This is a genomic window from Pseudoclavibacter sp. CFCC 13611 (assembly GCF_008831225.1).
Classification (GTDB): Bacteria; Actinomycetota; Actinomycetes; order Actinomycetales; family Microbacteriaceae; genus Pseudoclavibacter_A.
The window spans coordinates 336872-359911 of record NZ_WBKE01000002.1 but is presented as its reverse complement, the minus strand read 5'-3'; the positions used below and the strand labels follow the sequence as shown (position 1 = coordinate 359911).

The 23040-nt window shown below is 63.3% G+C and carries 14 protein-coding genes and 3 rRNA genes; all 17 read right to left on the bottom strand.

From position 1 onward, the window contains the following. Window positions 1-5 precede the first annotated feature (5 nt). The 17 genes from F8O08_RS05940 to F8O08_RS05860 all read right to left on the bottom strand — a co-directional run bounded on the left by F8O08_RS05940 (window position 6) and on the right by F8O08_RS05860 (window position 23035). Window positions 6-1553 carry an amidase gene (locus F8O08_RS05940; RefSeq protein WP_158042839.1) on the bottom strand — a complete coding sequence of 516 codons (1548 nt, stop codon included), beginning with the start codon at window positions 1551-1553 and terminating at the stop codon, window positions 6-8. 102 nt (window positions 1554-1655) lie between these two features. Continuing rightward, window positions 1656-1772: ribosomal RNA gene (rrf, locus tag F8O08_RS05935) — 5S ribosomal RNA — on the bottom strand. Between the two features lie 126 nt (window positions 1773-1898). Next, window positions 1899-5000 (bottom strand): 23S ribosomal RNA (locus F8O08_RS05930). A gap of 481 nt (window positions 5001-5481) precedes the next feature. Next, window positions 5482-7003: ribosomal RNA gene (locus F8O08_RS05925) — 16S ribosomal RNA — on the bottom strand. The 16S, 23S and 5S rRNA genes sit together here, the layout of an rRNA operon. Before the next feature lie 727 nt (window positions 7004-7730). Continuing rightward, window positions 7731-9050 (bottom strand): tyrosine--tRNA ligase, encoded by a 1320-nt coding sequence (tyrS, locus tag F8O08_RS05920; RefSeq protein WP_225733587.1) that lies wholly within the window; start codon window positions 9048-9050, stop codon window positions 7731-7733. 7 nt (window positions 9051-9057) lie between these two features. After that, on the bottom strand, window positions 9058-10494 hold the full coding sequence (gene argH / locus F8O08_RS05915; RefSeq protein WP_158042838.1) for an argininosuccinate lyase: 1437 nt from the start codon (window positions 10492-10494) through the stop codon (window positions 9058-9060). Between the two features lie 168 nt (window positions 10495-10662). Further along, complete coding sequence (gene argF / locus F8O08_RS05910) at window positions 10663-11583, bottom strand: ornithine carbamoyltransferase (RefSeq protein ID WP_158031872.1); 921 nt, start codon at window positions 11581-11583, stop codon at window positions 10663-10665. Further along, a complete protein-coding gene (locus tag F8O08_RS05905; RefSeq protein WP_158042837.1) occupies window positions 11580-12755 on the bottom strand; it encodes an acetylornithine transaminase in 1176 nt (391 codons plus the stop codon). The genes argF and F8O08_RS05905 overlap by 4 nt, the downstream gene beginning before the upstream one ends. A 106-nt stretch (window positions 12756-12861) precedes the next feature. Beyond that, complete coding sequence (argB, locus tag F8O08_RS05900) at window positions 12862-13818, bottom strand: acetylglutamate kinase (RefSeq protein ID WP_158037514.1); 957 nt, start codon at window positions 13816-13818, stop codon at window positions 12862-12864. Between the two features lies 1 nt (window position 13819). Continuing rightward, on the bottom strand, window positions 13820-14974 hold the full coding sequence (argJ, locus tag F8O08_RS05895) for a bifunctional glutamate N-acetyltransferase/amino-acid acetyltransferase ArgJ (RefSeq protein WP_158042836.1): 1155 nt from the start codon (window positions 14972-14974) through the stop codon (window positions 13820-13822). Beyond that, the gene (gene argC / locus F8O08_RS05890; protein ID WP_158042835.1) at window positions 14971-16035 is read right to left on the bottom strand and encodes an N-acetyl-gamma-glutamyl-phosphate reductase; all 1065 of its coding nucleotides are present in this window, start codon (window positions 16033-16035) and stop codon (window positions 14971-14973) included. The genes argJ and argC overlap by 4 nt, the downstream gene beginning before the upstream one ends. 15 nt (window positions 16036-16050) lie before the next feature. Next, window positions 16051-18573: a phenylalanine--tRNA ligase subunit beta gene (gene pheT, locus F8O08_RS05885; protein WP_158042834.1), complete on the bottom strand. Its 2523-nt coding sequence runs from the start codon at window positions 18571-18573 to the stop codon at window positions 16051-16053. After that, a complete protein-coding gene (pheS, locus tag F8O08_RS05880) occupies window positions 18573-19613 on the bottom strand; it encodes a phenylalanine--tRNA ligase subunit alpha (RefSeq protein WP_158037509.1) in 1041 nt (346 codons plus the stop codon). The genes pheT and pheS overlap by 1 nt, the downstream gene beginning before the upstream one ends. Before the next feature lie 144 nt (window positions 19614-19757). Next, window positions 19758-20573: an amino acid ABC transporter permease gene (locus F8O08_RS05875; RefSeq protein ID WP_158031879.1), complete on the bottom strand. Its 816-nt coding sequence runs from the start codon at window positions 20571-20573 to the stop codon at window positions 19758-19760. Beyond that, entirely contained in the window at window positions 20570-21217 is a 648-nt protein-coding gene (locus F8O08_RS05870) for an amino acid ABC transporter permease (RefSeq protein WP_158031880.1), read from the bottom strand. Before F8O08_RS05870 ends, F8O08_RS05875 begins: the two co-directional genes overlap by 4 nt. A gap of 126 nt (window positions 21218-21343) precedes the next feature. After that, a complete protein-coding gene (locus F8O08_RS05865) occupies window positions 21344-22219 on the bottom strand; it encodes a glutamate ABC transporter substrate-binding protein (protein ID WP_192496739.1) in 876 nt (291 codons plus the stop codon). A gap of 36 nt (window positions 22220-22255) precedes the next feature. Then, window positions 22256-23035: an amino acid ABC transporter ATP-binding protein gene (locus F8O08_RS05860; protein ID WP_158031881.1), complete on the bottom strand. Its 780-nt coding sequence runs from the start codon at window positions 23033-23035 to the stop codon at window positions 22256-22258. Between the last annotated feature and the right edge of the window lie 5 nt (window positions 23036-23040).

Genomic DNA, 23040 nt, shown 5'->3' with positions numbered 1-23040 from the left:
CCATCCTACGGGTAGAGCCACGGGTGCCCAGACCACGCTGCCAGACGTTCGATCTCGGCGGCGATGCGCAGCAGGTGGTCGTCATGCCCGAGGCGTCCGATCAGCTGCACACCGAGCGGCAGCCCGTCTCGTGCCAACCCGGTGGGAATCACAATCGCCGGCGCGCCCGACACGTTCACGAACGAGGTGAACGGCGTGAACGCTCCCCGCTCCGCGAAGTTGCGACGGGCATCCGCCGTGTCGAACCAGCCGTTCGGGCGAGCTGTCAGTGCCAAGGCGGGCGTGAGCACGACATCCCACGGAGCGAACGCCGCCGTCACGCGTTCTCCATAATCGTGCAGGTATCGCAGTGCACGCGTCTTCGTCGCCCTGGGAAGGGCGCGACCGCTGTGAATCAGCCACTGTGTCAGCGGCTCGACTTCGTCGATGCGGTTCGAGGGAATCGGCAGACCGGCCGCGCCCATCTGCCACACAGCGCTGAACGACTGGCCGTACTCCACCGAGTCGGGCAGCCGCAGAGAGCGCACGTCATGGCCTCCTTCGTCGAGCAGGTCGGCGATTCTGCTCACCTGTGCCGCGGCCTCGACCGACACCTGCACCTGGACGAACGCGTCCCAGGGGCTCCCCTGCAGCACGCCGACGCGAAGCCGGCCCGGTGACGCTTCGCCAGAGCGCACCTTGGCAGGAGCCACCGAATCTGCGAGCGGGGTCGCAGAAGACCCGTTTCGTCCAGGGCCGCTCGCGTACGGGTGACGGGCACCACGAAGCCTCGCGAGGCCGCCGAGCAGACCGTCGACGAGCAGAGCCGCATCGGCGACGCTGCGTGCGATCGGCCCGGGCACCACCAGATCGAGCTCGGGTGCGTCTGGCGCCAGATCGTCGGCCGGCGTCGCCCGTCGCGCTTCGAAGCCTTTCAGGCAGAAGAGGTCGCGGCTCAGCTTCATCCCCACCAGCCCGCAGCTGGCAGCCGGGATACGAACCGATCCGCCGCCGTCGGTGCCCACCGCGAAGGGCAGCATTCCTGAGGCCACGGCTGCCGCGGCACCGCCGCTCGATCCGCCGGCGTTGCGCGAGAGCTTCCAGGGGTTCAGCGCGGGACGCCCCGCATCAGGTTCGGTATACCCAGAAAGACCGAACTCCGGAGTGCTGGTGCGCCCGATGCTCACCGCTCCAGCAGCGTCGGTCGCCGCCAGCATTGGGTGCGTCTCGGTCGCCGGTGTGGTTGCGTGCACTCGTGAGCCGTAGCGGGTCACGCTGCCCGAGCGATCGTAGAGATCCTTGTCTGCCAGTGCGAGCCCCCAGAGCGGATGCTGTGCCGCCGAGTGTGGCAGACGCATGCCCGTCTGAGTCAGTGAGCGTGCCCGTTCCAGGGCAGATTCCGCGCTGAGTTCGGTGAACGCACCGATAGGGCGCGGAGTTCCGATCGGTCTCTCGGCGAAATCCAGGAATCGCACACGATCGAGGAACGCCTGCACGACGTCCAGCGGGCTCACTTCGCCGCGAAGCAGCAGAGCTCGAAGAGCGACCGCGCTCATTTCGTGCAGAGAGCTCATGTCGAGCAGTCTACTGGGCGTGTGCGTGTGTGATTGGCGTTCGTGTGTGTGGTTAACGACGGAAGGCCACCCCGCTAGCGGGGTGGCCTTCCGTGAATAATGTTCCGGCGGTGTCCTACTCTCCCACACGGTCCCCCGTGCAGTACCATCGGCGCTGTGAGGCTTAGCTTCCGGGTTCGGGATGTGTCCGGGCGTTTCCCTCACGCTATGGCCGCCGTAACGGCTTCGATCACTATTCAGTTCAACCCACACCCACACCCCAAAAGGTGTGTTGTGGTGGTTCCCGGTCATGGATCGGGAACCGCAGAGTGGACGCGTTCATCGTTACAGAAAGAATTTATGTGTGTTGTCAAGTTCTCGGACTATTAGTACCGGTCAGCTCCACACCTTACGGTGCTTCCACATCCGGCCTATCAACCCAGTGTTCTGCTGGGGTCCTCTCACCATAAATGGTATGGAAATCTCATCTTGAGGCCGGCTTCCCGCTTAGATGCTTTCAGCGGTTATCCATTCCCAACGTAGCCAACCAGCCATGCTCCTGGCGGAACAACTGGCACACCAGAGGTTGGTCCATCTCGGTCCTCTCGTACTAGAGACAGATCCTCTCAAATTTCCGACGCACGCAGCGGATAGGGACCGAACTGTCTCACGACGTTCTGAACCCAGCTCGCGTACCGCTTTAATGGGCGAACAGCCCAACCCTTGGGACCAACTCCAGCCCCAGGATGCGACGAGCCGACATCGAGGTGCCAAACCATGCCGTCGATATGGACTCTTGGGCAAGATCAGCCTGTTATCCCCGAGGTACCTTTTATCCGTTGAGCGACAGCGCTTCCACAAGCCACTGCCGGATCACTAGTCCCGACTTTCGTCCCTGCTTGAGATGTCTCTCTCACAGTCAAGCTCCCTTGTGCACTTACACTCGCCACCTGATTGCCAACCAGGTTGAGGGAACCTTTGGGCGCCTCCGTTACTCTTTGGGAGGCAACCGCCCCAGTTAAACTACCCATCAGGCACTGTCCCTGACCCGGATCACGGGCCGAGGTTAGATATCCAAAACAGTCAGAGTGGTATTTCACCAATGACTCCACGACCACTAGCGTGACCGCTTCAACGTCTCCCACCTATCCTACACAGACTGCACCGAATACCAATACCAAACTATAGTAAAGGTCACGGGGTCTTTCCGTCCTGCTGCGCGTAACGAGCATCTTTACTCGTAGTGCAATTTCGCCGAGTTCATGGTTGAGACAGCTGGGAAGTCGTTACGCCATTCGTGCAGGTCGGAACTTACCCGACAAGGAATTTCGCTACCTTAGGATGGTTATAGTTACCACCGCCGTTTACTGGGGCTTAAATTCTAGGCTTCGCCGAAGCTAACCCTTCCTCTTAACCTTCCAGCACCGGGCAGGCGTCAGTCCGTATACATCGTCTTGCGACTTCGCACGGACCTGTGTTTTTGATAAACAGTCGCTTCCCACTGGTCTCTGCGGCCCGACAACGCTCACGAAGTAAATCCGATCACATCACCGGGCCCCCCTTCTCCCGAAGTTACGGGGGCATTTTGCCGAGTTCCTTAACCATGATTCTCTCGATCTCCTTAGTATTCTCTACCTGACCACCTGAGTCGGTTTGGGGTACGGGCAGCTAGAACCTCGCGTCGATGCTTTTCTCGGCAGCATAGGATCACCCACTTCGACCATACGGTCTCACCATCAGGTCTCAGCCGCATGAGGAGCGGATTTGCCAACTCCTCGGCCTACACCCTTAGACGGGGACAACCATCGCCCCGCGGAGGCTACCTTCCTGCGTCACACCAGAGATACGCTAGCCGCACCAGACAGGGTCGAGCGCTAGGCCTCTTTCCCACCCCGAAGGGCAAGCCAGAGGATTCGGGCTCTTAGCATCACTGGGTTGGCTCTGACGGTTCTTCGCCGGTACGGGAATATCAACCCGTTGTCCATCGACTACGCCTGTCGGCCTCGTCTTAGGTCCCGACTTACCCAGGGCGGATTAGCCTGGCCCTGGAACCCTTGGTCTTCCGGAGGACGGGTTTCTCACCCGTCATTCGCTACTCATGCCTGCATTCTCACTCGTGTGGCCTCCACCGCTGGGTCACCCCGCGGCTTCAACGCCCACACGACGCTCTCCTACCCATCCGCACGACTGGACCACGAAGGCCTGTCACAAATGCGAATGCTACGACTTCGGCGGTGTGCTTGAGCCCCGTTACATTGTCCGCGCAGAATCACTTGACCAGTGAGCTATTACGCACTCTTTCAAGGGTGGCTGCTTCTAAGCCAACCTCCTGGTTGTCTATGCAACTCCACATCGTTTCCCACTTAGCACACGCTTAGGGGCCTTAGTCGGTAGTCTGGGTTGTTTCCCTCTCGACAATGAAGCTTATCCCCCACTGTCTCACTGCCATGCTCTCACTTACCGGCATTCGGAGTTTGGCTGACGTCAGTAACCCTGTGGGGCCCATTAGCCATCCAGTAGCTCTACCTCCGGTAAGAAACACATGACGCTGCACCTAAATGCATTTCGGAGAGAACCAGCTATCACGAAGTTTGATTGGCCTTTCACCCCTATCCACAGCTCATCCCCTCAGTTTTCAACCTAAGTGGGTTCGGTCCTCCACGCGGTCTTACCCGCGCTTCAACCTGGCCATGGATAGATCACTTCGCTTCGGGTTTAGAACATGCGACTCAAACGCCCTATTCAGACTCGCTTTCGCTACGGATCCCCCACACGGGTTAACCTCGCCACATATCACTAACTCGCAGGCTCATTCTTCAAAAGGCACGCCGTCACACCAACAAGGGCGCTCCGACGGATTGTAGGCAAACGGTTTCAGGTACTATTTCACTCCCCTCCCGGGGTACTTTTCACCTTTCCCTCACGGTACTCGTCCGCTATCGGTCATCTGGAAGTATTTAGGCTTACCAGGTGGTCCTGGCAGATTCACACGGGATTTCACGGGCCCCGTGCTACTTGGGAAATCCTCCGGGCGATCACAGCATTTCGTCTACGGGACTCGCACCCACTACGGTCGGCCATTCAAGACCATTCAACTATGCTATTCAACTACCCTCGCCGCTCAGCAGCGCGACAGGAGACTCCCACAACCCCGACCATGCAACACCTGCCGGCTATCACACATAATCGGTTTGGCCTCATCCGCTTTCGCTCGCCACTACTCACGGAATCACTAAATTTGTTTTCTCTTCCTGTGGGTACTGAGATGTTTCACTTCCCCACGTTCCCTCTCACAGCCCTATACATTCAGACTGGAGTAACCAGGTCACAGCCCGGCTGGGTTCCCCCATTCGGAAATCCTCGGATCAAAGCTCGTTTATCAGCTCCCCGAGGCATATCGCAGATTACCACGTCCTTCTTCGGCTCCAGATGCCAAGGCATCCACCGTTTGCCCTTCGAAACTTGACCACATAAGTAACGAACACAACAAAATCAATTCATCATGTTCACCAGTGTCATCAGTCCGAACCACCACGACAACAGCCGCAATGGTGCAAACAAAATTGACTACAAATATCTATCCGACACACCCACCAAAAGGCGAGCGTGTCCGATGCTCGCGTCCACTATGCAGTTCTCAACCAACGACCAGCACCGCACCCCAACCAGCCACAAAGACCAGCCAGACCACGGCCCAGAAGGGCCAAAGCCCAAGGAAAACCGTCCAACCACCAAAAGCGGCCGACCCGATCCCCCAGGACCCAACAGTATGCACCCCACACCCAACACACCCAAACACTTTCCAAACCCTCCGAAGAAGACCGTACTCACACTCAAATGCACCAGACGCAGGCATGTCGATGATTCCACCCATGAGCAACCCACCAGCTCTCTTGGAAACACTGGCAGGCACTATCAACGAAACCAAACGGTTCCGAAAGCTCCTTAGAAAGGAGGTGATCCAGCCGCACCTTCCGGTACGGCTACCTTGTTACGACTTAGTCCCAATCACCAGTCCCACCTTCGACGGCTCCTCCCAAAAGGTTAGGCCACCGGCTTCGGGTGTTACCGACTTTCGTGACTTGACGGGCGGTGTGTACAAGGCCCGGGAACGTATTCACCGCAGCGTTGCTGATCTGCGATTACTAGCGACTCCGACTTCATGGGGTCGAGTTGCAGACCCCAATCCGAACTGAGACCGGCTTTCTGGGATTCGCTCCACCTCGCGGTATCGCAGCCCTTTGTACCGGCCATTGTAGCATGCGTGAAGCCCAAGACATAAGGGGCATGATGATTTGACGTCATCCCCACCTTCCTCCGTGTTGACCACGGCAGTCTCCCATGAGTTCCCACCATAACGTGCTGGCAACATAGGACAAGGGTTGCGCTCGTTGCGGGACTTAACCCAACATCTCACGACACGAGCTGACGACAACCATGCACCACCTGTATAGAGACCTTGCGGGGCGACCATCTCTGGCCGTTTCCTCTATATGTCAAGCCTTGGTAAGGTTCTTCGCGTTGCATCGAATTAATCCGCATGCTCCGCCGCTTGTGCGGGCCCCCGTCAATTCCTTTGAGTTTTAGCCTTGCGGCCGTACTCCCCAGGCGGGGTGCTTAATGCGTTAGCTACGACACGGAAACCGTGGAAAGGCCCCCACGTCTAGCACCCAACGTTTACGGCATGGACTACCAGGGTATCTAATCCTGTTCGCTCCCCATGCTTTCGCTCCTCAGCGTCAGTAACGGCCCAGAGACCTGCCTTCGCCATCGGTGTTCTTCCTGATATCTGCGCATTCCACCGCTACACCAGGAGTTCCAGTCTCCCCTACCGCACTCTAGTCTGCCCGTACCCACTGCAAGCCCGAGGTTGAGCCTCGGGATTTCACAGCAGACGCGACAAACCGCCTACGAGCTCTTTACGCCCAATAATTCCGGACAACGCTCGCGCCCTACGTATTACCGCGGCTGCTGGCACGTAGTTAGCCGGCGCTTTTTCTGCAGGTACCGTCACTCTCGCTTCTTCCCTGCTAAAAGAGGTTTACAACCCGAAGGCCGTCATCCCTCACGCGGCGTTGCTGCATCAGGCTTTCGCCCATTGTGCAATATTCCCCACTGCTGCCTCCCGTAGGAGTCTGGGCCGTGTCTCAGTCCCAATGTGGCCGGTCACCCTCTCAGGCCGGCTACCCGTCGTCGCCTTGGTGAGCCATTACCTCACCAACAAGCTGATAGGCCGCGAGTCCATCCCCAACCAAAAAATCTTTCCAACCGCTACAGATGCCTGTACGGTTCATATCCAGTATTAGCTACCGTTTCCAGCAGTTATCCCAGAGTCAGGGGCAGGTTACTCACGTGTTACTCACCCGTTCGCCACTAATCCACCGAAGCAAGCTCCAGCTTCATCGTTCGACTTGCATGTGTTAAGCACGCCGCCAGCGTTCGTCCTGAGCCAGGATCAAACTCTCCGAAGAAAATCTGACATGGCTCTAAAAACCACCACAAAAGTGATGGCATAAAACCAAAAGAAAACATGAACCACCAAAACCAAACGGTCTCAGCAATCCAAATCAATTGGCATCGACATGTGCACACTGTTGAGTTCTCAAGGATCGGACGCAACCAACCATCACCACCCAAACCTGGGCGACTACCTGCCGGCGCAACTTTTCCAGCTTACCACAACCATCCACCAAGTCAAACCAGAACACCCAGACAAAACCAGGAGAACCAGAAGACCAGAACGGCCAAGGCGCTTCACCATGTTACCAGAAATTCACACAACGTCAACCCGGAAAAACCAGACCAACACGCAAACAACCAAGCAACACAGACACCCACCATACACCAAAACCAAACAGCCCCAGCAACACAATGAGCGGCCCCCGCTTGAGGCCCAGAACCCTACAGATCCCAGCACCTTTGGGGTGACAAGAAGAAACAATACCCACACCCCACCAACCACCCAAAACCACACCAACCACCCGGGCGTGTCGAACACCACCAACCCCACACCCACAGACACAGGCACAGGGGTCTCCCGCGAGTCGGGACTCTCGGAACGATCTGAGCCACAGCCGTCTGCAATCAGGTGGTCTTATCCCCTCATCAGACCAGAGACACCCAGAAGGCGAAAAGGGAGCCGCCACCAGTGGTGACGACTCCCTTTCGACCGGCGACGGGCCGGGTGCTGCTGCGTGTCTATGCCACAGTCAGGCTGGCCAGCGTCTTCTTGCCGCGTCGCAGCACCGCATGGCGCCCGTGCAGCAGCGACTGGTCTGCCAAGGTGGCCTCTGGGTCGGTGACCCGTTCGTTGTTGACCGAGACCCCTCCCTGAGAGATCGCACGTCGGGCTTCGCCCAGGCTCTTCACCAGCTCCGTCTCGACCAGCGCCGCAGCAACCGTGGTGTCCGGTGCGACGGTTGCAGAGGGCAGCTCGGCCAGCGCGGCGATCAGCGTGGCTTCGTCGAGCGTCGTGAGGTCGCCGTTGCCGAAGAGCGCAGCCGAGGCGTCAATCGCCGCAAGCGTGGCGTCCAGCCCATGGACCAGCGCGGTGACCTCCAACGCCAGCCGACGCTGCGCCTCACGCTTGTACGGCTCGTCGGCGACCTTCTGTGCGTACTCCGCGATGTCGTCTCGAGTCAGAAATGTGAAGACCTTGAGCCGTTCGATCACGTCGGCGTCGTCGGTGTTCAGCCAGAACTGGTAGAACGCGTACGGCGCGGTCAGGTCGGCATCGATCCAGATGGCGTTGCCTTCGCTCTTGCCGAACTTGGTGCCGTCGGAATTCGTGATGAGCGGCGTGCCCATCGCATGCACCGACTGCTTCTCGACACGCCTGATCAGATCGACACCGCCGACGAGGTTGCCCCACTGATCCTGGCCGCCGCTCTGCAGGGTGACTCCCTCACGACGGAACAGCTCGAGAAAGTCATTGGCCTGCAGCACCTGGTAGCTGAACTCGGTGTAGCTGATGCCGGCGTCCGAGTTCAGCCGCTTCGAGACGGCCTCTTTCGAGAGCATGGATCCGACGCGGAAGTTCTTGCCGATGTCGCGCAGAAAGTCGATCGCGCTCAGCTCGGCCGTCCAGTCGAGGTTGTTCACGATGCGCACCGCGTTGGCACCGTCGTCGCTGAGATACCGCGACACCTGATGCTGGATGCGTGTGACCCACTCTCCGACCTGTTCGCGGGAGTGCAGCGTGCGCTCAGCGGTTGGCCGCGGGTCGCCGATGAGTCCGGTCGCCCCGCCGACCAGAGCATACGGCGTATTGCCGGCCAGCTGCAGGCGACGCATCAGCAACAGCTGCACGAGGTGGCCCAAGTGCAGGCTCGCCGCAGTGGGGTCGAATCCGCAGTAATAGCGGATCGGCCCGGCGGCGAGAGATGCTCTCAGGTCGTCGAGATCGGTGCTCACTGAGATGAGTCCCCGCCACTGGAGCTCGTCGACGATGGAGTCGAATGACTCGTCGATGCGCTGCGGCGCGAGTTCGGTCGGGGTGTCCGTCACGGGTTCAGTCACTTTCTGTCTATGCCTGCTGCTCGGCGACGCCGATACGACGCAGCGTCTCACTCAGTGTTCGCGGTGCCTCTTCGAGCTGGGATCGCACGTTCACCGCTGCGGTGCCGCCGCGTCCGGTGCGGGCATTGACCGATCCGGCGACGGTCAGCACCTCTCGCACGCCGGGCGTGAGCCGCGCATCCACCGATGCGTACTCTGCGTCGGTGGGGTCGTCGAGACCGATGCCACGCTGTTCGCAGTATCCGACCAGCTTGCCCGAGATCTCGTGGGCGTCGCGGAAGGGCACACCCCGCTTCACGAGCCACTCGGCGACGTCGGTCGCCAGAGAGAATCCCTTGGGCGCGGCCTCGGCCATGCGCTCAGTGTTGAAACGGGCCGTTGCGACCATGCCTGCGTAGGCGGGCAGCAGCACTTCGAGCTGCGTCACCTGGTCGAAGATCGGCTCTTTGTCTTCTTGCAGGTCACGGTTGTATGCCAGCGGCTGCGCTTTCAGCGTCGCCAGCAGCCCGGTCAGATCGCCGATGAGACGGCCGCTCTTTCCGCGAGCGAGCTCGGCGATGTCGGGGTTCTTCTTCTGCGGCATGATCGACGAGCCGGTCGAGTAACCGTCGTCGAGAGTCACGAAGTCGAACTCAGCGGTGTTCCAGGTGATGATCTCTTCGGCGAAGCGCGACAGATTGATACCGATCATCGTGAGGATGAACGAGAACTCGGCGACCACGTCGCGCGAGGCCGTGCCGTCGATCGAGTTCTGCACCGACGAGGTGAACCCCAGGTCTTCGGCGACCGCCTGCGGATCGAGCCCCAGAGTGTTGCCTGCGAGCGCGCCCGAGCCGTAGGGCGACACGTCGGCACGATCGCGCCAGTCGGCGAGTCGGTCGAGGTCGCGCAGCAGCGGCCAGACGTGCGCCAGCAGATGATGCCCGAGCAGTACGGGCTGAGCGCTCTGCAGATGCGTACGACCGGGCAGCGGGTCATCGATATGGCGCTCGGCCTGCTCGAGCAGTGCGTCCAAGACGTGGGCGACCAGGCCTGCGATGGTTCGGGCGTGATCTTTGGCATACATGCGCACAAGAGTCGCGATCTGATCGTTGCGCGATCGACCGGCACGCAGCTTGCCGCCGAGCCCGCCCCCGGCGATCTCGATCAGGCCGCGTTCGAGCGCGGAGTGCACGTCTTCGTCTTCTGGCTGGGCCGCGAACGCGCCGGATGCCACCCGACGACCGAGCTCGTCGAGGGCTGCGATCATGTCTCGGTACTCGGCGTCGGTCAGATAGCCGGCCCGGTGCAGGGCCGCCGCGTGGGCGTGAGAACCTGCCAGGTCATAGGGGGCGAGCACCCAGTCGAACTGTGTCGACCTGCTCAGCTCGGCAAGAGCCGGCGACGGCCCGTCGGTGAAGCGTCCTCCCCAGAGTGCTCCGGCTTTTCCTGCGCGTTCAGACATTGTGCTCCTTCATGCCGCGCCTGCGGCCGTGTTCATTCTACGTGAGAGGTCTCGTCGGGCCCGTGCACCACGGCGCGCGCCGGATGCGCAGAACGGGCCGCGGCAGTGGGATGTGCCGCGGCCCGTTCAGAGCCCGTCGATCTGTGCAGCTGTCGGGGCCTGCGCTGCTCAGTGCTGCAGCAGCCAGGCCAGCAGCGCCTTCTGCGCGTGCAGACGGTTCTCAGCTTCGTCCCAGACCACACTGCGCGGGCCGTCGATGACCGACGCCGAGACCTCATAGCCCCGGTAGGCCGGCAGGCAGTGCAGGAAGATCGCGTCGTCAGCCGCCTGGCCAAAGAGCTCGTCGTTCACCTGGTAGTCGGTGAACAGTCGCTGGCGTTCGGCCTTCTCGGACTCCTGCCCCATCGACACCCAGGTGTCGGTGAGCACGACGTCCGAATCCTTGACCGCAGCAGCCGGATCGGTGCCGACCCAGACAGAGCCGCCTGTCTCGGCGGCACGTCGTTCGGCATCCGCCACGACCTGCGGGTCGGGCAGATACCCCTCCGGGCCGGCCACGCGCACGTGCATGCCTGCGGTCGCGCCGCCGAGCAGGTAGGAGTGCGACATGTTGTTCGCCGCATCACCGACATACGTCAGCGTCAGCCCCTTGAGTGCGCCCTTGTGCTCGCGAATCGTGAGCAGGTCGGCCAGAATCTGGCACGGGTGGAAGTCGTCCGACAGAGCGTTGACGACCGGCACGCGGCTGTTCGCGGCCATCTCTTCGAGGCCTGACTGTGCGTAGGTGCGCCACACGATCGCCGCGACCATGCGCTCGAGCACATGTGCGGTGTCGCTGATCGACTCCTTGCCGCCGAGCTGGCTCGACTGCGACTCGACGATCAGCGGCGAGCCGCCGAGATCGGCGATGCCGGTGGCGAACGACACGCGGGTGCGCGTCGACGTCTTGTCGAAGAACACGGCGACCGTCTGCGGGCCTTCAAGCGGGCGCTGAGAGAATCGGTCGGCTTTGAGTGCGGCCGCGAGGTCGAGCACCTCGGCCTGCTCGACGGGAGTCAGATCGTCGTCTCGAAGAAAATGCCTGGTCATGCGCTGAGCCTCTCTGTCGCTTTCGTCCACCGTTCGCCGAACTCCTGCACCTCTGCCTCGCCGATGATCAGCGGCGGCGCGAGTCGGATGGTCTGTGCATCGGGTGCGTTGATGATGAGCCCCTCTTCAAGGGCGGCTGCGACGAGGTCGGCCGCGACCGGCTTCTCCAGCTGCACACCGAGCAGCAGCCCCATGCCGCGCACACCCGTGACGAGCCGCAGCGTCGGCAGCAGGTCGCGCAGGTGCTGTGACTGGTGTCGCACGTTGTCGAGCAGGGCCTCGCTCTCGATCGAGTTGATGACCGTGCGACCTGCGGTCGTCGCCAGCGGGTTGCCGCCGAACGTCGAACCGTGGTCGCCGGCATGCAGGATGCCGCTGGCCGCTCCGACGGTGACGGTCGCACCGATCGGCACCCCGCCGCCGAGCCCCTTGGCCAGCGTGAAGACGTCTGGCATGATGCCCGACTGCTGGAACGCGAACCAGCTGCCGGTGCGGCCCATGCCGGTCTGCACCTCGTCGACGATGAGCAGTGCGTTCGCCTGTGTCGTGAGCTCGCGGGCCTTCTGCAGGTACCCTTCGGGAAGCGGCAGCACACCGGCCTCGCCCTGCACTGGCTCGACGAAGATCGCAGCGACAGAGTCGTCGATGGTGTCGAGCGCGTCGAGCGTCGCCGGAATGAACTCGACCTCGCTCGCAAGCGGCTCGAAGCGCTCGCGCAGCTTATGCTTCCATGTCACGCTGAGGGCACCGAGAGTGCGCCCGTGAAAGGCATGCTCGAGCGCGAGAATGCGAGTGCCGCCGCCCTGACGCGCATGGGCGCGAGCGATCTTGAAAGCCGCCTCGTTCGCCTCGGTGCCGCTGTTGGCGAAGAACACGCGGCCGTTCTCGGGGTTGCCTGCGACACGCAGCAGGTCTTCGGCGAGACCGATCTGAGACGGTGAGGTGAACAGATTCGAGACGTGGATGATGCGAGCGGCCTGCTCGCTGATCGCGCGCACGAGTGCGGGGTGGGCGTGGCCGAGCGCCGAGACGGCGATGCCGGCCAGGAAGTCGAGATACCGATTGCCGTCGACGTCGTACACCCATGCACCTCGACCATGGTCGAGCTCGCGTGCGGGGGTGCCGAAGACGGGAAGCAGATGCTCCTGATAGTCAGTGGTCCAGTCTGCCATGTGTGTGATGTGCTCCTGTGCGGTGAATGAGTGCGTTGCGCAATGGGTGTGCGGATGCGGTGGTCGGGGCCGCCGTGAACGACCGGTCAGTCGAGGCGGTCCCGTATCATCGTCGCTCGGCCGATGCGTCGTTCGTCTCGGCGCGGACTGTCGCGTCGGGCGTCGGGGTGACGAGCGTTCCGATACCCGATTGGGTGAAGATCTCGAGCAGCGCCGAGTGCGGACGTCGACCGTCGACCACGTGCGCCTGAGGAACGCCGCCGCGCACGGCGTCAAGGCAGGCGCGCATCTTCGGGATCATGCCGCTCTCGAGACTCGGCAGCATCTGTTCGAGCTCATCGGTCGTCATCTGCGAGATCAGGCTGGTGGGATCCGGCCAGTCGCGGTAGAGCCCCCCGACGTTCGTCAGCAGCACGAGCTTGGCTGCGCCGAGCGCCACGGCGAGGGCCGAGGCCGCCCGATCGGCATTGACGTTCAGCGGCTGCGCACCGCACTCCCCCTCTGGGGCGATCGACGAGACGACCGGCACACGCCCGGCGTCGAGCTGTGCGCGCACGATCTGCGGCTGCACGCCGACGACCTCGCCGACGAGCCCCAGATCGACGGACCTGCCGTGGTCGTTGCCCGTAATGCGCTCGGCGGTGAACAGCCCGGCGTCTTCACCTGAGATGGCGACGGCGAACGGACCGTAGTGGTTGATGCGCCCGACCAGATCTCGAGAGATCTGCCCGGTGAGCACCATGCGCACGACATCCATCGCCTCGGGCGAGGTGTAGCGGTACCCGACCCTGAACTCGGTGGGAATGCCGAGCCGTTCCAGCATCTGCGTGATCTGCGGGCCTCCGCCATGCACCACGACGGGCCGGATGCCGACCATGCTCAGATAGACGACATCCTGCGCGAACGCGTCGATCAGAGTTGGGTCGCCCATCGCGTTGCCGCCGAACTTCAGGACGAAGGTCTCGCCGTGGAACTTCTGAAGCCACGGCAGCGACTCCATCAGCGTCGCCGTCTTGACTTCGGCGAGCGCAGCGTCTTCGGCTAGAGAGAGATGCTCAGTCATATCAGCTCTCGTATTCGCTGTTGATCTCGACGTACTCATGTGTGAGATCGCTGGTGCGCACCATACCTGTCGCCTCGCCTGACTTCAGGTCGATCAGCACATGGACGGCTCGAGGCGAGAGGTCGACGGTGGCGGGGTCGCGATCAGGCTGGCCCGCATGGCAGATGCGGGTGTCGTTGATCGTCACGTCGATGTCGAAGGGGTCGAACGCGGCCTGAGTCGTGCCCACAGCTGCGAGGACGCGTCCCCAGTTCGGATCGTTGCCTGCGATGGCGGCCTTGAAGAGGTTGCTGCGCCCCACGGCCCTGGCGACTTCGATCGCGTCATCCTCGTCTGCCGCGTGCTGCACTTCGATGTCGATGGTGTGCGAAGCGCCCTCGGCGTCATCCTGGATCTTGGCGGCCAGCACGTCGCAGACCTCGGTCAGCCGTGCGACGAACTCCGCGTGCGCAGGGCTGACGCCTGAGGCGCCCGAGCTCAGCAGGGTGACCGTGTCGTTGGTCGACATGCAGCCGTCGACGTCGAGGCGGTTGAACGTGTGTCGCACGGCTTCGTCGAGCGCCTGCTGCAGCTCGGCAGCCTCGATCACGGCGTCGGTGGTGACCACGACGAGCATGGTGGCCATGCCCGGGGCGATCATGCCCGACCCCTTGGCGATGCCGCCGATCGACCAGCCGTCGGGATGCCGCACAGCGACCTCTTTGGCCACAGTGTCAGTCGTGAGGATGGCTTCGGCGGCCAGGCTGCCGCCGTCTGCGGAGAGCTCGGCAGCGGCAGCGCTCACACCGCCGACCAGTTTCTCGCGCGGCAGCTGATGGCCGATGATGCCGGTCGAGCAGACGACGACGTCGCCGGCCGAGACGCCGACCTGTTCGGCGACCGCCTCTGCTGTCGCGTGAGCCGTCTGAAAGCCCTGTTCGCCGGTGTAGCAGTTCGCACCGCCGGAGTTCAGCACGACCGCGTCGACGCGGCCGTCGGCCGCGACCTGACGGCTCCAGCGCACTGGGTTCGCCTGGCACCGGTTGGTGGTGAACACCGCAGCGGCATCGAAGCGCGGCCCGCGGTTGACGACGAGCGCCAGATCGCGGTGTCCGTTCGCTTTGATGCCGGCGGCCACCCCGGCCGCCTCGAATCCTGCTGGTGTGGTGACGGTCACGGAGCGACTCCTTCGATGGGCAGCCCGGCGGCCTCGTCAAGGCCCAGGGCGATGTTTGCAGACTGAATGGCGGCACCGGCGGTGCCCTTCACCAGGTTGTCGAGCGCTGAGACGGCGACGAGCCGCCCGGCGGCCTCGTCGACGGCGATGCCGAGCGAGGCGACATTGGAGCCGAGCACGGATGCGGTCGCCGGGAAACGGCCGGCGGGCAGCAGTTCGACGAAGCGCTCGTCTTCGTATGCGGCTTCGTAGGCGTCGCGCAGGTCGCCGATCGTAGTGCCCGCAGACAGCCGTGCGGTCGAGGTGGCCAGGATTCCACGGGCCATCGGCACCAGCACGGGGGTGAATGAGATGCGGATGTCCTGCGTCGAGATCTCGCCCGGAGCGCTGGCGGCCCAACGCAGATCCTGCTGGATCTCGGGGATGTGGCGATGGGTGCCGCCGACGGCGTACGCACTGGCCGATCCGAGAATCTCGCTGGCAAGCAGGTTCGGCTTCAGCGAACGCCCGGCGCCGGAGGGACCCACCGCGAGCACGGCGACCAAGTCATCGGTCTCGACCAGTCCTGCCGCGACGGCGGGCGCCAGCCCGATGCTGATGGCACTCACGTTGCAGCCCGGAGCGGCGATTCGAGTCGCCCCGCGCAACCAGTCGCGCTGACGGCCGCCCTCTCGCGGCAGTTCTGGCAGACCGTAGGCCCAGGCCCCGTGATAGTCGCCGCCGTAGAAGCGGTTCCAGTCGTCTTCGTCGATCAGCCGATGATCGGCCCCGGCGTCGACGACGACCACGTTCTCGGGCAGCTGATCAGTGAGTTCGCCGCTCTTGCCATGCGGCAGGGCCACGAAGACCATGTCGTGACCCGCGAGGTTCTCGGCACTCGTGTCGGCGAGCACGAGGTCTCCGAGACGGTGCAGGTGAGGGTGGATGTCACCGAGGCGCTGCCCGGCGTTCGAATGAGCGGTGACCGTGCGCACCTCGAGCTGCGGGTGCGACGAGAGCAGGCGAAGCAGCTCTCCGCCCGCATACCCGCTGGCTCCGGCGACGGCTACAGAGATCGACATGGCATTCACCTTACGTCAGGCCCGCAGCTGCGCACCGAAGCGCTCGGCCGCCAGCGCGACGGCGGCGTCCTTCGCCTCGGTCGCCTCTGCGGCGGTCAGTGTGCGGTCGGCCGCGCGGAAGCGCAGAGCGAACGTGAGAGACTTCTCACCTTCGCCGACGCCGTCTCCGCGATAGTCGTCGACCAGCTGCACGTGTTCGAGCAGGTCGCCGGCGCCTTCGGTGACGGCAGCCCGCACCTGAGCAGCCGGGGTGTCGAGCGGCACGACCAGAGAGAGGTCTTGGGTGGCCGCCGTCTGCGTGCGCACCGGCGCGGCGTGCACCTGAGCCGGGGCGATGCGCTGCAGAGCATCGATGTCGATCTCGGCGACGGCGATGCGTCCATGCAGCTTCATCGCGGCGACGTGGTCGGGATGCAGCTCGCCGGCGAAGCCCACGACGACCTCTCCCTCGGCCGTCGAGGCGACGACCTCGCCACCGCGCCCGGGATGCAGGCCGACGAGCGCGGCCTGACGCAGGCTGAGCGTGACGCCGAAGGCGAGACCCACCTGTGCCACGAACGCGCTGGCCTCCTGCCAGTCGACGGGGAGCGCCTTGGTGCCGGGCTGATGCGCGATGCTGTTGCCGGCGATCACTGCGGCGATGTGCCGCGGCTGTGGCGGCAGACTCTCGTAAAGCGCCTGCAGCGTGGCCGCATCGGGACGCGCCGTGCCGATCGGCAGTTGCGGCGACCCCGCCTGCTGCCCTGCTTCGGGTCGAAAGACCAGCTCCTGCTCCACGATCGCCAGGTCGGTGAGCCCGCGGCTGATGTTGCGCCGGGCCACTTCGAGCAGAACGGGCAGCACGAGCCGACGCAGAAGGCCCTCTTTGGCATCGAGCGGGTTCGCCAGGGCGACCGACGCCACCTCTGCCGATTCGAACAGTGCGTTCTGCGCTGCAGAGACGAACGGATAGCTGAAGACTTCGGTGTAGCCGGCACCGGCAAGATGCCGGGCCAGCCGCCGACGAGCCTGCTGAGCAGCCGTGTAGCCGTGCCCCGGAGGGGCCACCGGCAGGCGCACCGGAATGCGCTCGTAGCCGGCGATGCGGGCGACCTCTTCGATCAGGTCGACCTGTTCGGTGATGTCAGGGCGCCAGGTGGGGGCAGTGACCTCGAGCACGTCGCCGTTGTCGACGACCTGGGCACCGATCTGTCGCAGAATCGACACCACTTCGTCACGGGTGACGTCGATGCCGGTCAGCGCGGCCGCAGCGTCGACCGGCAGCTGCACCGTCGTCTTGGGCAGTTCGGGCAGGTAGGCCGATCCGATCTCGGAGGCGGTTCCGCCGGCGAGTTCGACCAGCAGGTCGACGACGCGCTGCGCAGCCGCCGAGGCGATGGCGGGATCGACCCCGCGCTCGTAGCGCTTCGAAGCCTCACTGGGCAGTTTGTGCCGACGGGCGGTGCGGGCGATCGACACCGGCTCGAACGCCGCAGCCTCGACGAGCACACGCTTCGTGGTCTCGCTCACCTCGGTGGCCGCACCGCCCATCACACCGGCCAGGCCGATGGCATGAGCGTGATCGGCGATGACCAGGTCTTCGGGATCGAGGGTGCGCTCTTTGTCGTCGAGCGTGGTCAGCTTCTCGCCGGCCTGTGCGCGACGCACCACCAGCCCGCCTGCGAGTCGATCGAGATCGTAGCCGTGGATCGGCTGCCCGGTCTCGAGCATGACGTAGTTGGTGATGTCGACGATGACCGAGATCGACCGGATGCCGACCAAGGTCAGCCTCTCCAGCATCCACGGGGGCGTCGGAGCGCTGGCGTCGACGCCGTCGACGACGCGCGTCACAAAGCTGCGTACGCCGGCCGCACCGCGAATCGGCTGCCGGTCGTCGATCTCGGCCGAGAAGCCGGATGCGAGCACGGGTGTGCCCACCCGATCGACCGGGTCGACGAAGGCCGCACCGGTCGCGTGAGCGTACTCGCGGGCCACACCGCGAATCGAGAAGGCGTAGCCGCGATCAGGCGTCACATTGATCTCGACCGCGCGGTCGTCCAGGCCGAGCAGCGGAATCGCCGGCGTGCCGACCTCGGGGTCGAGTCCCAGATCGGCGAGCACGATGATGCCGTCGTGGTCTTCGCCCAGGCCGAGCTCGCGCGCGCTGGCCATCATGCCGTCAGAGACATGGCCGTACGTCTTTCGCGCCGCGATGCGGAAGTCACCGGGCAGCACGCTGCCGGGCAGCGTCACGACGACTTTGTCACCCACCACGAAGTTGTGCGCGCCGCAGACGATGCCTCGCACCGACTCACCGCCGTCAGCGGCCTGCTGACCTTCGGGGGCCACACGCACACTGCACCAGTTGATGGTCTTGCCGTTGGTCTGAGGCTCGGGCGTCGCCTCGAGCACCTGGCCGACGACGAGCGGACCGCTGACTTCGAACGCATGCACGTCTTCTTCTTCAAGCCCGACTTTGACCAGCGCGGCCAGCACCGCATCCGGTTCGGAACTCTGCAGCTCGACGAACTCGCCGAGCCAGCTCAATGGAACCCGCATCAGATAATCACCCCGAACTGCTCGCTGAAGCGCACATCGCCTTCGACCATGTCACGCATGTCATTCACATCGTTGCGGAACTGCAGCGTGCGCTCGACGCCCATGCCGAACGCGAAGCCTGAGTATGCCTCGGGGTCGATGCCCGCCGCACGCAGCACGTTGGGGTGAACCATGCCGCAGCCGCCCCATTCGACCCACTGGGGGCCGCCTTTGGCCCCCGGGTACCAGACGTCGAGTTCGGCGCTGGGCTCGGTGAAGGGAAAGTAGCTGGGGCGCAGGCGAATGCGTGCGTCGTCGCCGAACATGATGCGAGCCATGTGTTCGAGCGTGCCGCGCAGATCGGCCATGGTCAGCCCTCGGTCGACCGCGAGCCCCTCGAACTGGTGGAACACGGGAGTGTGCGTCGAGTCGAGCTCATCTGTGCGGTACACCTGCCCCGGCGCCAGAACGTAGACCGGCAGGTCGCGTGTCAGCAGCGAACGCACCTGCACCGGAGAGGTGTGGGTGCGCATCAGCAGATGCCGGTCAACCGGCTCGACGAAGAAGGTGTCCTGCATTGCGCGAGCGGGGTGGTCGGCGTCGAAGTTCAGCGCGTCGAAGTTGAACCACTCGTTCTCGATCTCGGGCCCTTCGGCGATCTCCCACCCCATGCCGACGAAGACGTCGCTGACCTGCTCGACGAGGAGGTTGAGGGGGTGGCGGGATCCGGTGCGATGGATGCTGGCGGCGGCGGTGATGTCGACGGTGTCGGCTGCCAGCCGCTCGGCCTTCTCAGCGGCGGCGAGTGAGCTCTCGCGCGCGGCGAAGGCCTTGTTCACTCGGCCGCGTGCCTGACCGACGAGCTTGCCGGCCTGGGCTTTCTGCTCTTTCGGCAGACCGCCGATCGATCGGTTGAGTGTGGCCAGCGGCGAACCTTCGCCGCTGTGTGCGGCTCGAACCTGCTTCAGTTCGTCGGTCGTCGCCGCGGCCTCAATCGCTTGCAGAGCATCGTCGACGAGCCCGTCGACGATCTCGCCCGTGATGGGAGTGTGATCAGACATGATTCCGTTCCGTGACGTTCCTCGCGAGGCGGCCGGCACGTGGTGCAGCCGCGGTCGAAGTGGAGGGTGCGCCTGCGCGCACCACTCCATTCTAGCGACGTCTGCGCATCACACTCGGAATGCGCGCTTCAGCTGGCGCGCTGGTCAGCGGTGTGCACGACTCAGTCGCCGCTGCAGCCAGACCGCGAAGCCGCTGAGCAGCAGGCAGAGACCGATGTAGATCGAGCCGATCACGATGGCAGACGGAATGATCGGGTAGTCGAACTGTGCCTGAGCCCCGTAGAACTTGGCGACGTACAGCAGCTCTTCATAGGTGACGATGAAGCCAAGTGCCGTGTCTTTGAGCACGACGACCAGCTGCGAGATGATCACCGGCATCATCGACTTGACCGCCTGCGGCAGCAGAATCATGCGCATGACCTGCCCCTTGCGCAGGCCGATCGAGTAGCCGGCCTCTGCCTGCCCCTTCGGCAGTGCCTGAATTCCGGAGCGGAACACTTCGGCGAGAACCGAGCCGTTGTACATCGTCAGGCCGGCGACGACCGCGACGAACGGGCTCACCCAAGTGACACCGATCGTCGGCAGACCGTAGTAGATGATCATCATCAGGATCAGCAGAGGAACGGCCCGGAACAGCTCGGTGATCCAAGCGGCCGGACGGCTCACCCAGGCATGATCCGAGAGTCGCCCGACAGCGAGCACCACTCCGAGTACGAGACTGAGCACCGCGGCGAGAGCAAACGCAGACAGCGTGGAGACGAGGGCGAGCCCGACTCGCTGCCACACCAAGGGGTAGGTGAACAGCTGCCACTTCTTCGCCTCGAACTGGCCACTCGTCGCCAGGTGAGAGATCACGAAGCCCAGTACGGCGATGACGACGATGACCGTGACCACGCCCAGAATGCGATTGCGTCGCAGGGCCTTGGGTCCTGGTGCGTCATAGAGAACGGAGGTGCTCATGCCTTGACCTTCCATTTCTTCTCGAGGACTCGCTGTAGCAGAGAAAGCCCCATTACCAGCACCACGAAGATCAGTGCGACCCACAGCAGCACGACCATGGCGTTCTCACCACGCTCTGAGGCGTAGGCGCGGATGGCGCCCGCCTCGAAGACGGAGAAGCCCGCAGCCACTGTGGTGTTCTTCAGAAGAGCGATGAACACGCTGATCAGCGGAGGAACGACGGCTCGGATCGCTTGGGGCAGCACGACCTGCGACATGGTCTGCCCGAAGGTCAGCCCGATCGACCGTGCGGCCTCGGCCTGTCCGACCGGAACGGTGTTGATGCCGGAGCGGATGGCCTCTGCGACGTAGGTTGCGGTGTAGAGGCTCAGAGAGATGATGGCCAAGGCCATGAAACCAGGAGTCGGCAGCCCCAGCTTCGGGTAGCCCAATGCGAAGAACAGCATGAGCAGAGTGAGTGGAGTATTGCGCACCAGGTTCACGTACACCGTGCCGACCACGCGCATCGGGCCGACAGGTGACACTCGCATGGCGCCGACCACGCCGCCGAGCAACAGAGAGAAGACCGCTGACACTGCGAACAGAATCAGAGTGTTGCGAAACCCGGTGAGGAACAGGTCGCTGTTTTCGAGCAGAGTGTTCACGTTCGTCTCTCAGTTCGATGCGGATGGGGAGGATCGGAGTGCCGGGAGGATTTCCCCGGCACTCCGTGCCCCGCCGGCCAGTGGCTCAGACGGCCACGTCGTTCAGCGGAGCGAGTCGACGGCGAATCAGTACGCTTCGACCTTGGGCTGCTCGACCTTCGTGCCCGACGCTCCCAGAGTGCGGTCGAAGATCTCTGTCCAGGTGGAGCCGCCGTCGGTGAGCGTCTTGTTGAAGAACGTGCGCAGTGCGGTGTCGTCCTTGCTCAGACCGATGCCGTACTTCTCTGTGGTGAAGGGTTCGCCGACGACTTTGAGCGAGTCGGGATCCTGCGCGGCGTAGCCGATCAGGATGGCCTCATCTGTCGTGACGGCATCGAGCTGCTTGTTCTTCAGCCCGTCGACGCACTGCGAGTACTTGTCGAATTCAGTGACCTTCGCCTCGGGGTAGTTCTCGCGAATGTTCTGAATCGGCGTCGAGCCGGTTGCGGAGCAGACGGTCTTGCCTGCCAGATCATCGGGGCCCTTGATCGAGTCGTCGTCCGAACGGACGAGCAGGCCCTGACCGGTCACGAAGTACGGACCTGCGAAGCCGATCTGCTGCTTGCGCTTGTCAGTGATCGAATAGGTGCCCACGTAGTAGTCGATATCGCCATTAATGATCGACTGCTCACGGTTGGCGCTCGGAATCGACTTGTACTCGATCTTGTCAGCACCGAAGCCCAGCGAGGCGGCCATCCACTGTGCCACTTCGATGTCGAACCCAGAGCGCTCGTTCGTTGCGGCGTCAAGATAGCCCAAGCCAGGCTGGTCGTCTTTCACACCGACGACGACTTTGCCGCGCTGCTTGATCGCGTCGAAGGTCGGGCTGCCCTCGACCGTGACGTTCTCTGCCACCGGGAACTTGGCGGAATCTGTCGTCGAACCGCCTGACGCGCATCCGCTGAGGGCGATCGCCCCGACTGCCAGCAGTGCTGCACCTGAAAGCGCTTTCCTCATTCTCATGGGGTGGTCTCCATTCTTTCGGGTTGAGCTCACGACTCAGTGCGTGAGGATCTTCGAGAGGAACTCACGTGCTCTCGAGGTTTTGGGATTCGTGAAGAACTCTTCTGGCCGGGCCTCTTCGACGATCTGGCCGTCGGCCATGAAGATGATGCGATTGGCCGCTTTGCGGGCGAAGCCCATCTCATGTGTGACCACCACCATGGTCATACCGGTGCGAGCCAGCTCGACCATGACGTCGAGCACCTCGTTGATCATCTCGGGGTCAAGCGCGCTGGTCGGCTCGTCGAGCAGAATGAGCTTGGGGTTCATGGCCAGGCTGCGGGCGATGGCCACGCGCTGCTGCTGGCCGCCTGAGAGCTGAGCGGGGTACTTCATGGCCTGGTTCGCCACACCGACACGCTTGAGCAGAACCATCGCCTGCTCTTCGGCTTCTTTGCGCTTGAGACCTCGCACCTTGATGGGGCCGAGCGTGACGTTCTCAAGGATCGTCTTGTGCGCGAAGAGGTTGAACGATTGGAAGACCATGCCGACGTCGGCACGGAGGCGTGCGAGGCCTTTTCCTTCGGAGGGCAGCGGCTTGCCGTCGATGGTGATTGTGCCCGAGTCAATCGTCTCGAGTCGGTTGATCGCCCGACAGAGCGTCGATTTGCCCGACCCGGAGGGGCCGATCACGACGACGACCTCGCCACGGCCCACGTTCGTGTTGATGTCGTTCAGCACGTGCAGCTCACCGTAGTGCTTTTCGACGTGGTCAATGACCACAATGGGGTCATCACTCTGGATCTGCGGGATCGAGACGGTGTCGTTCGTGGTCATGGTGC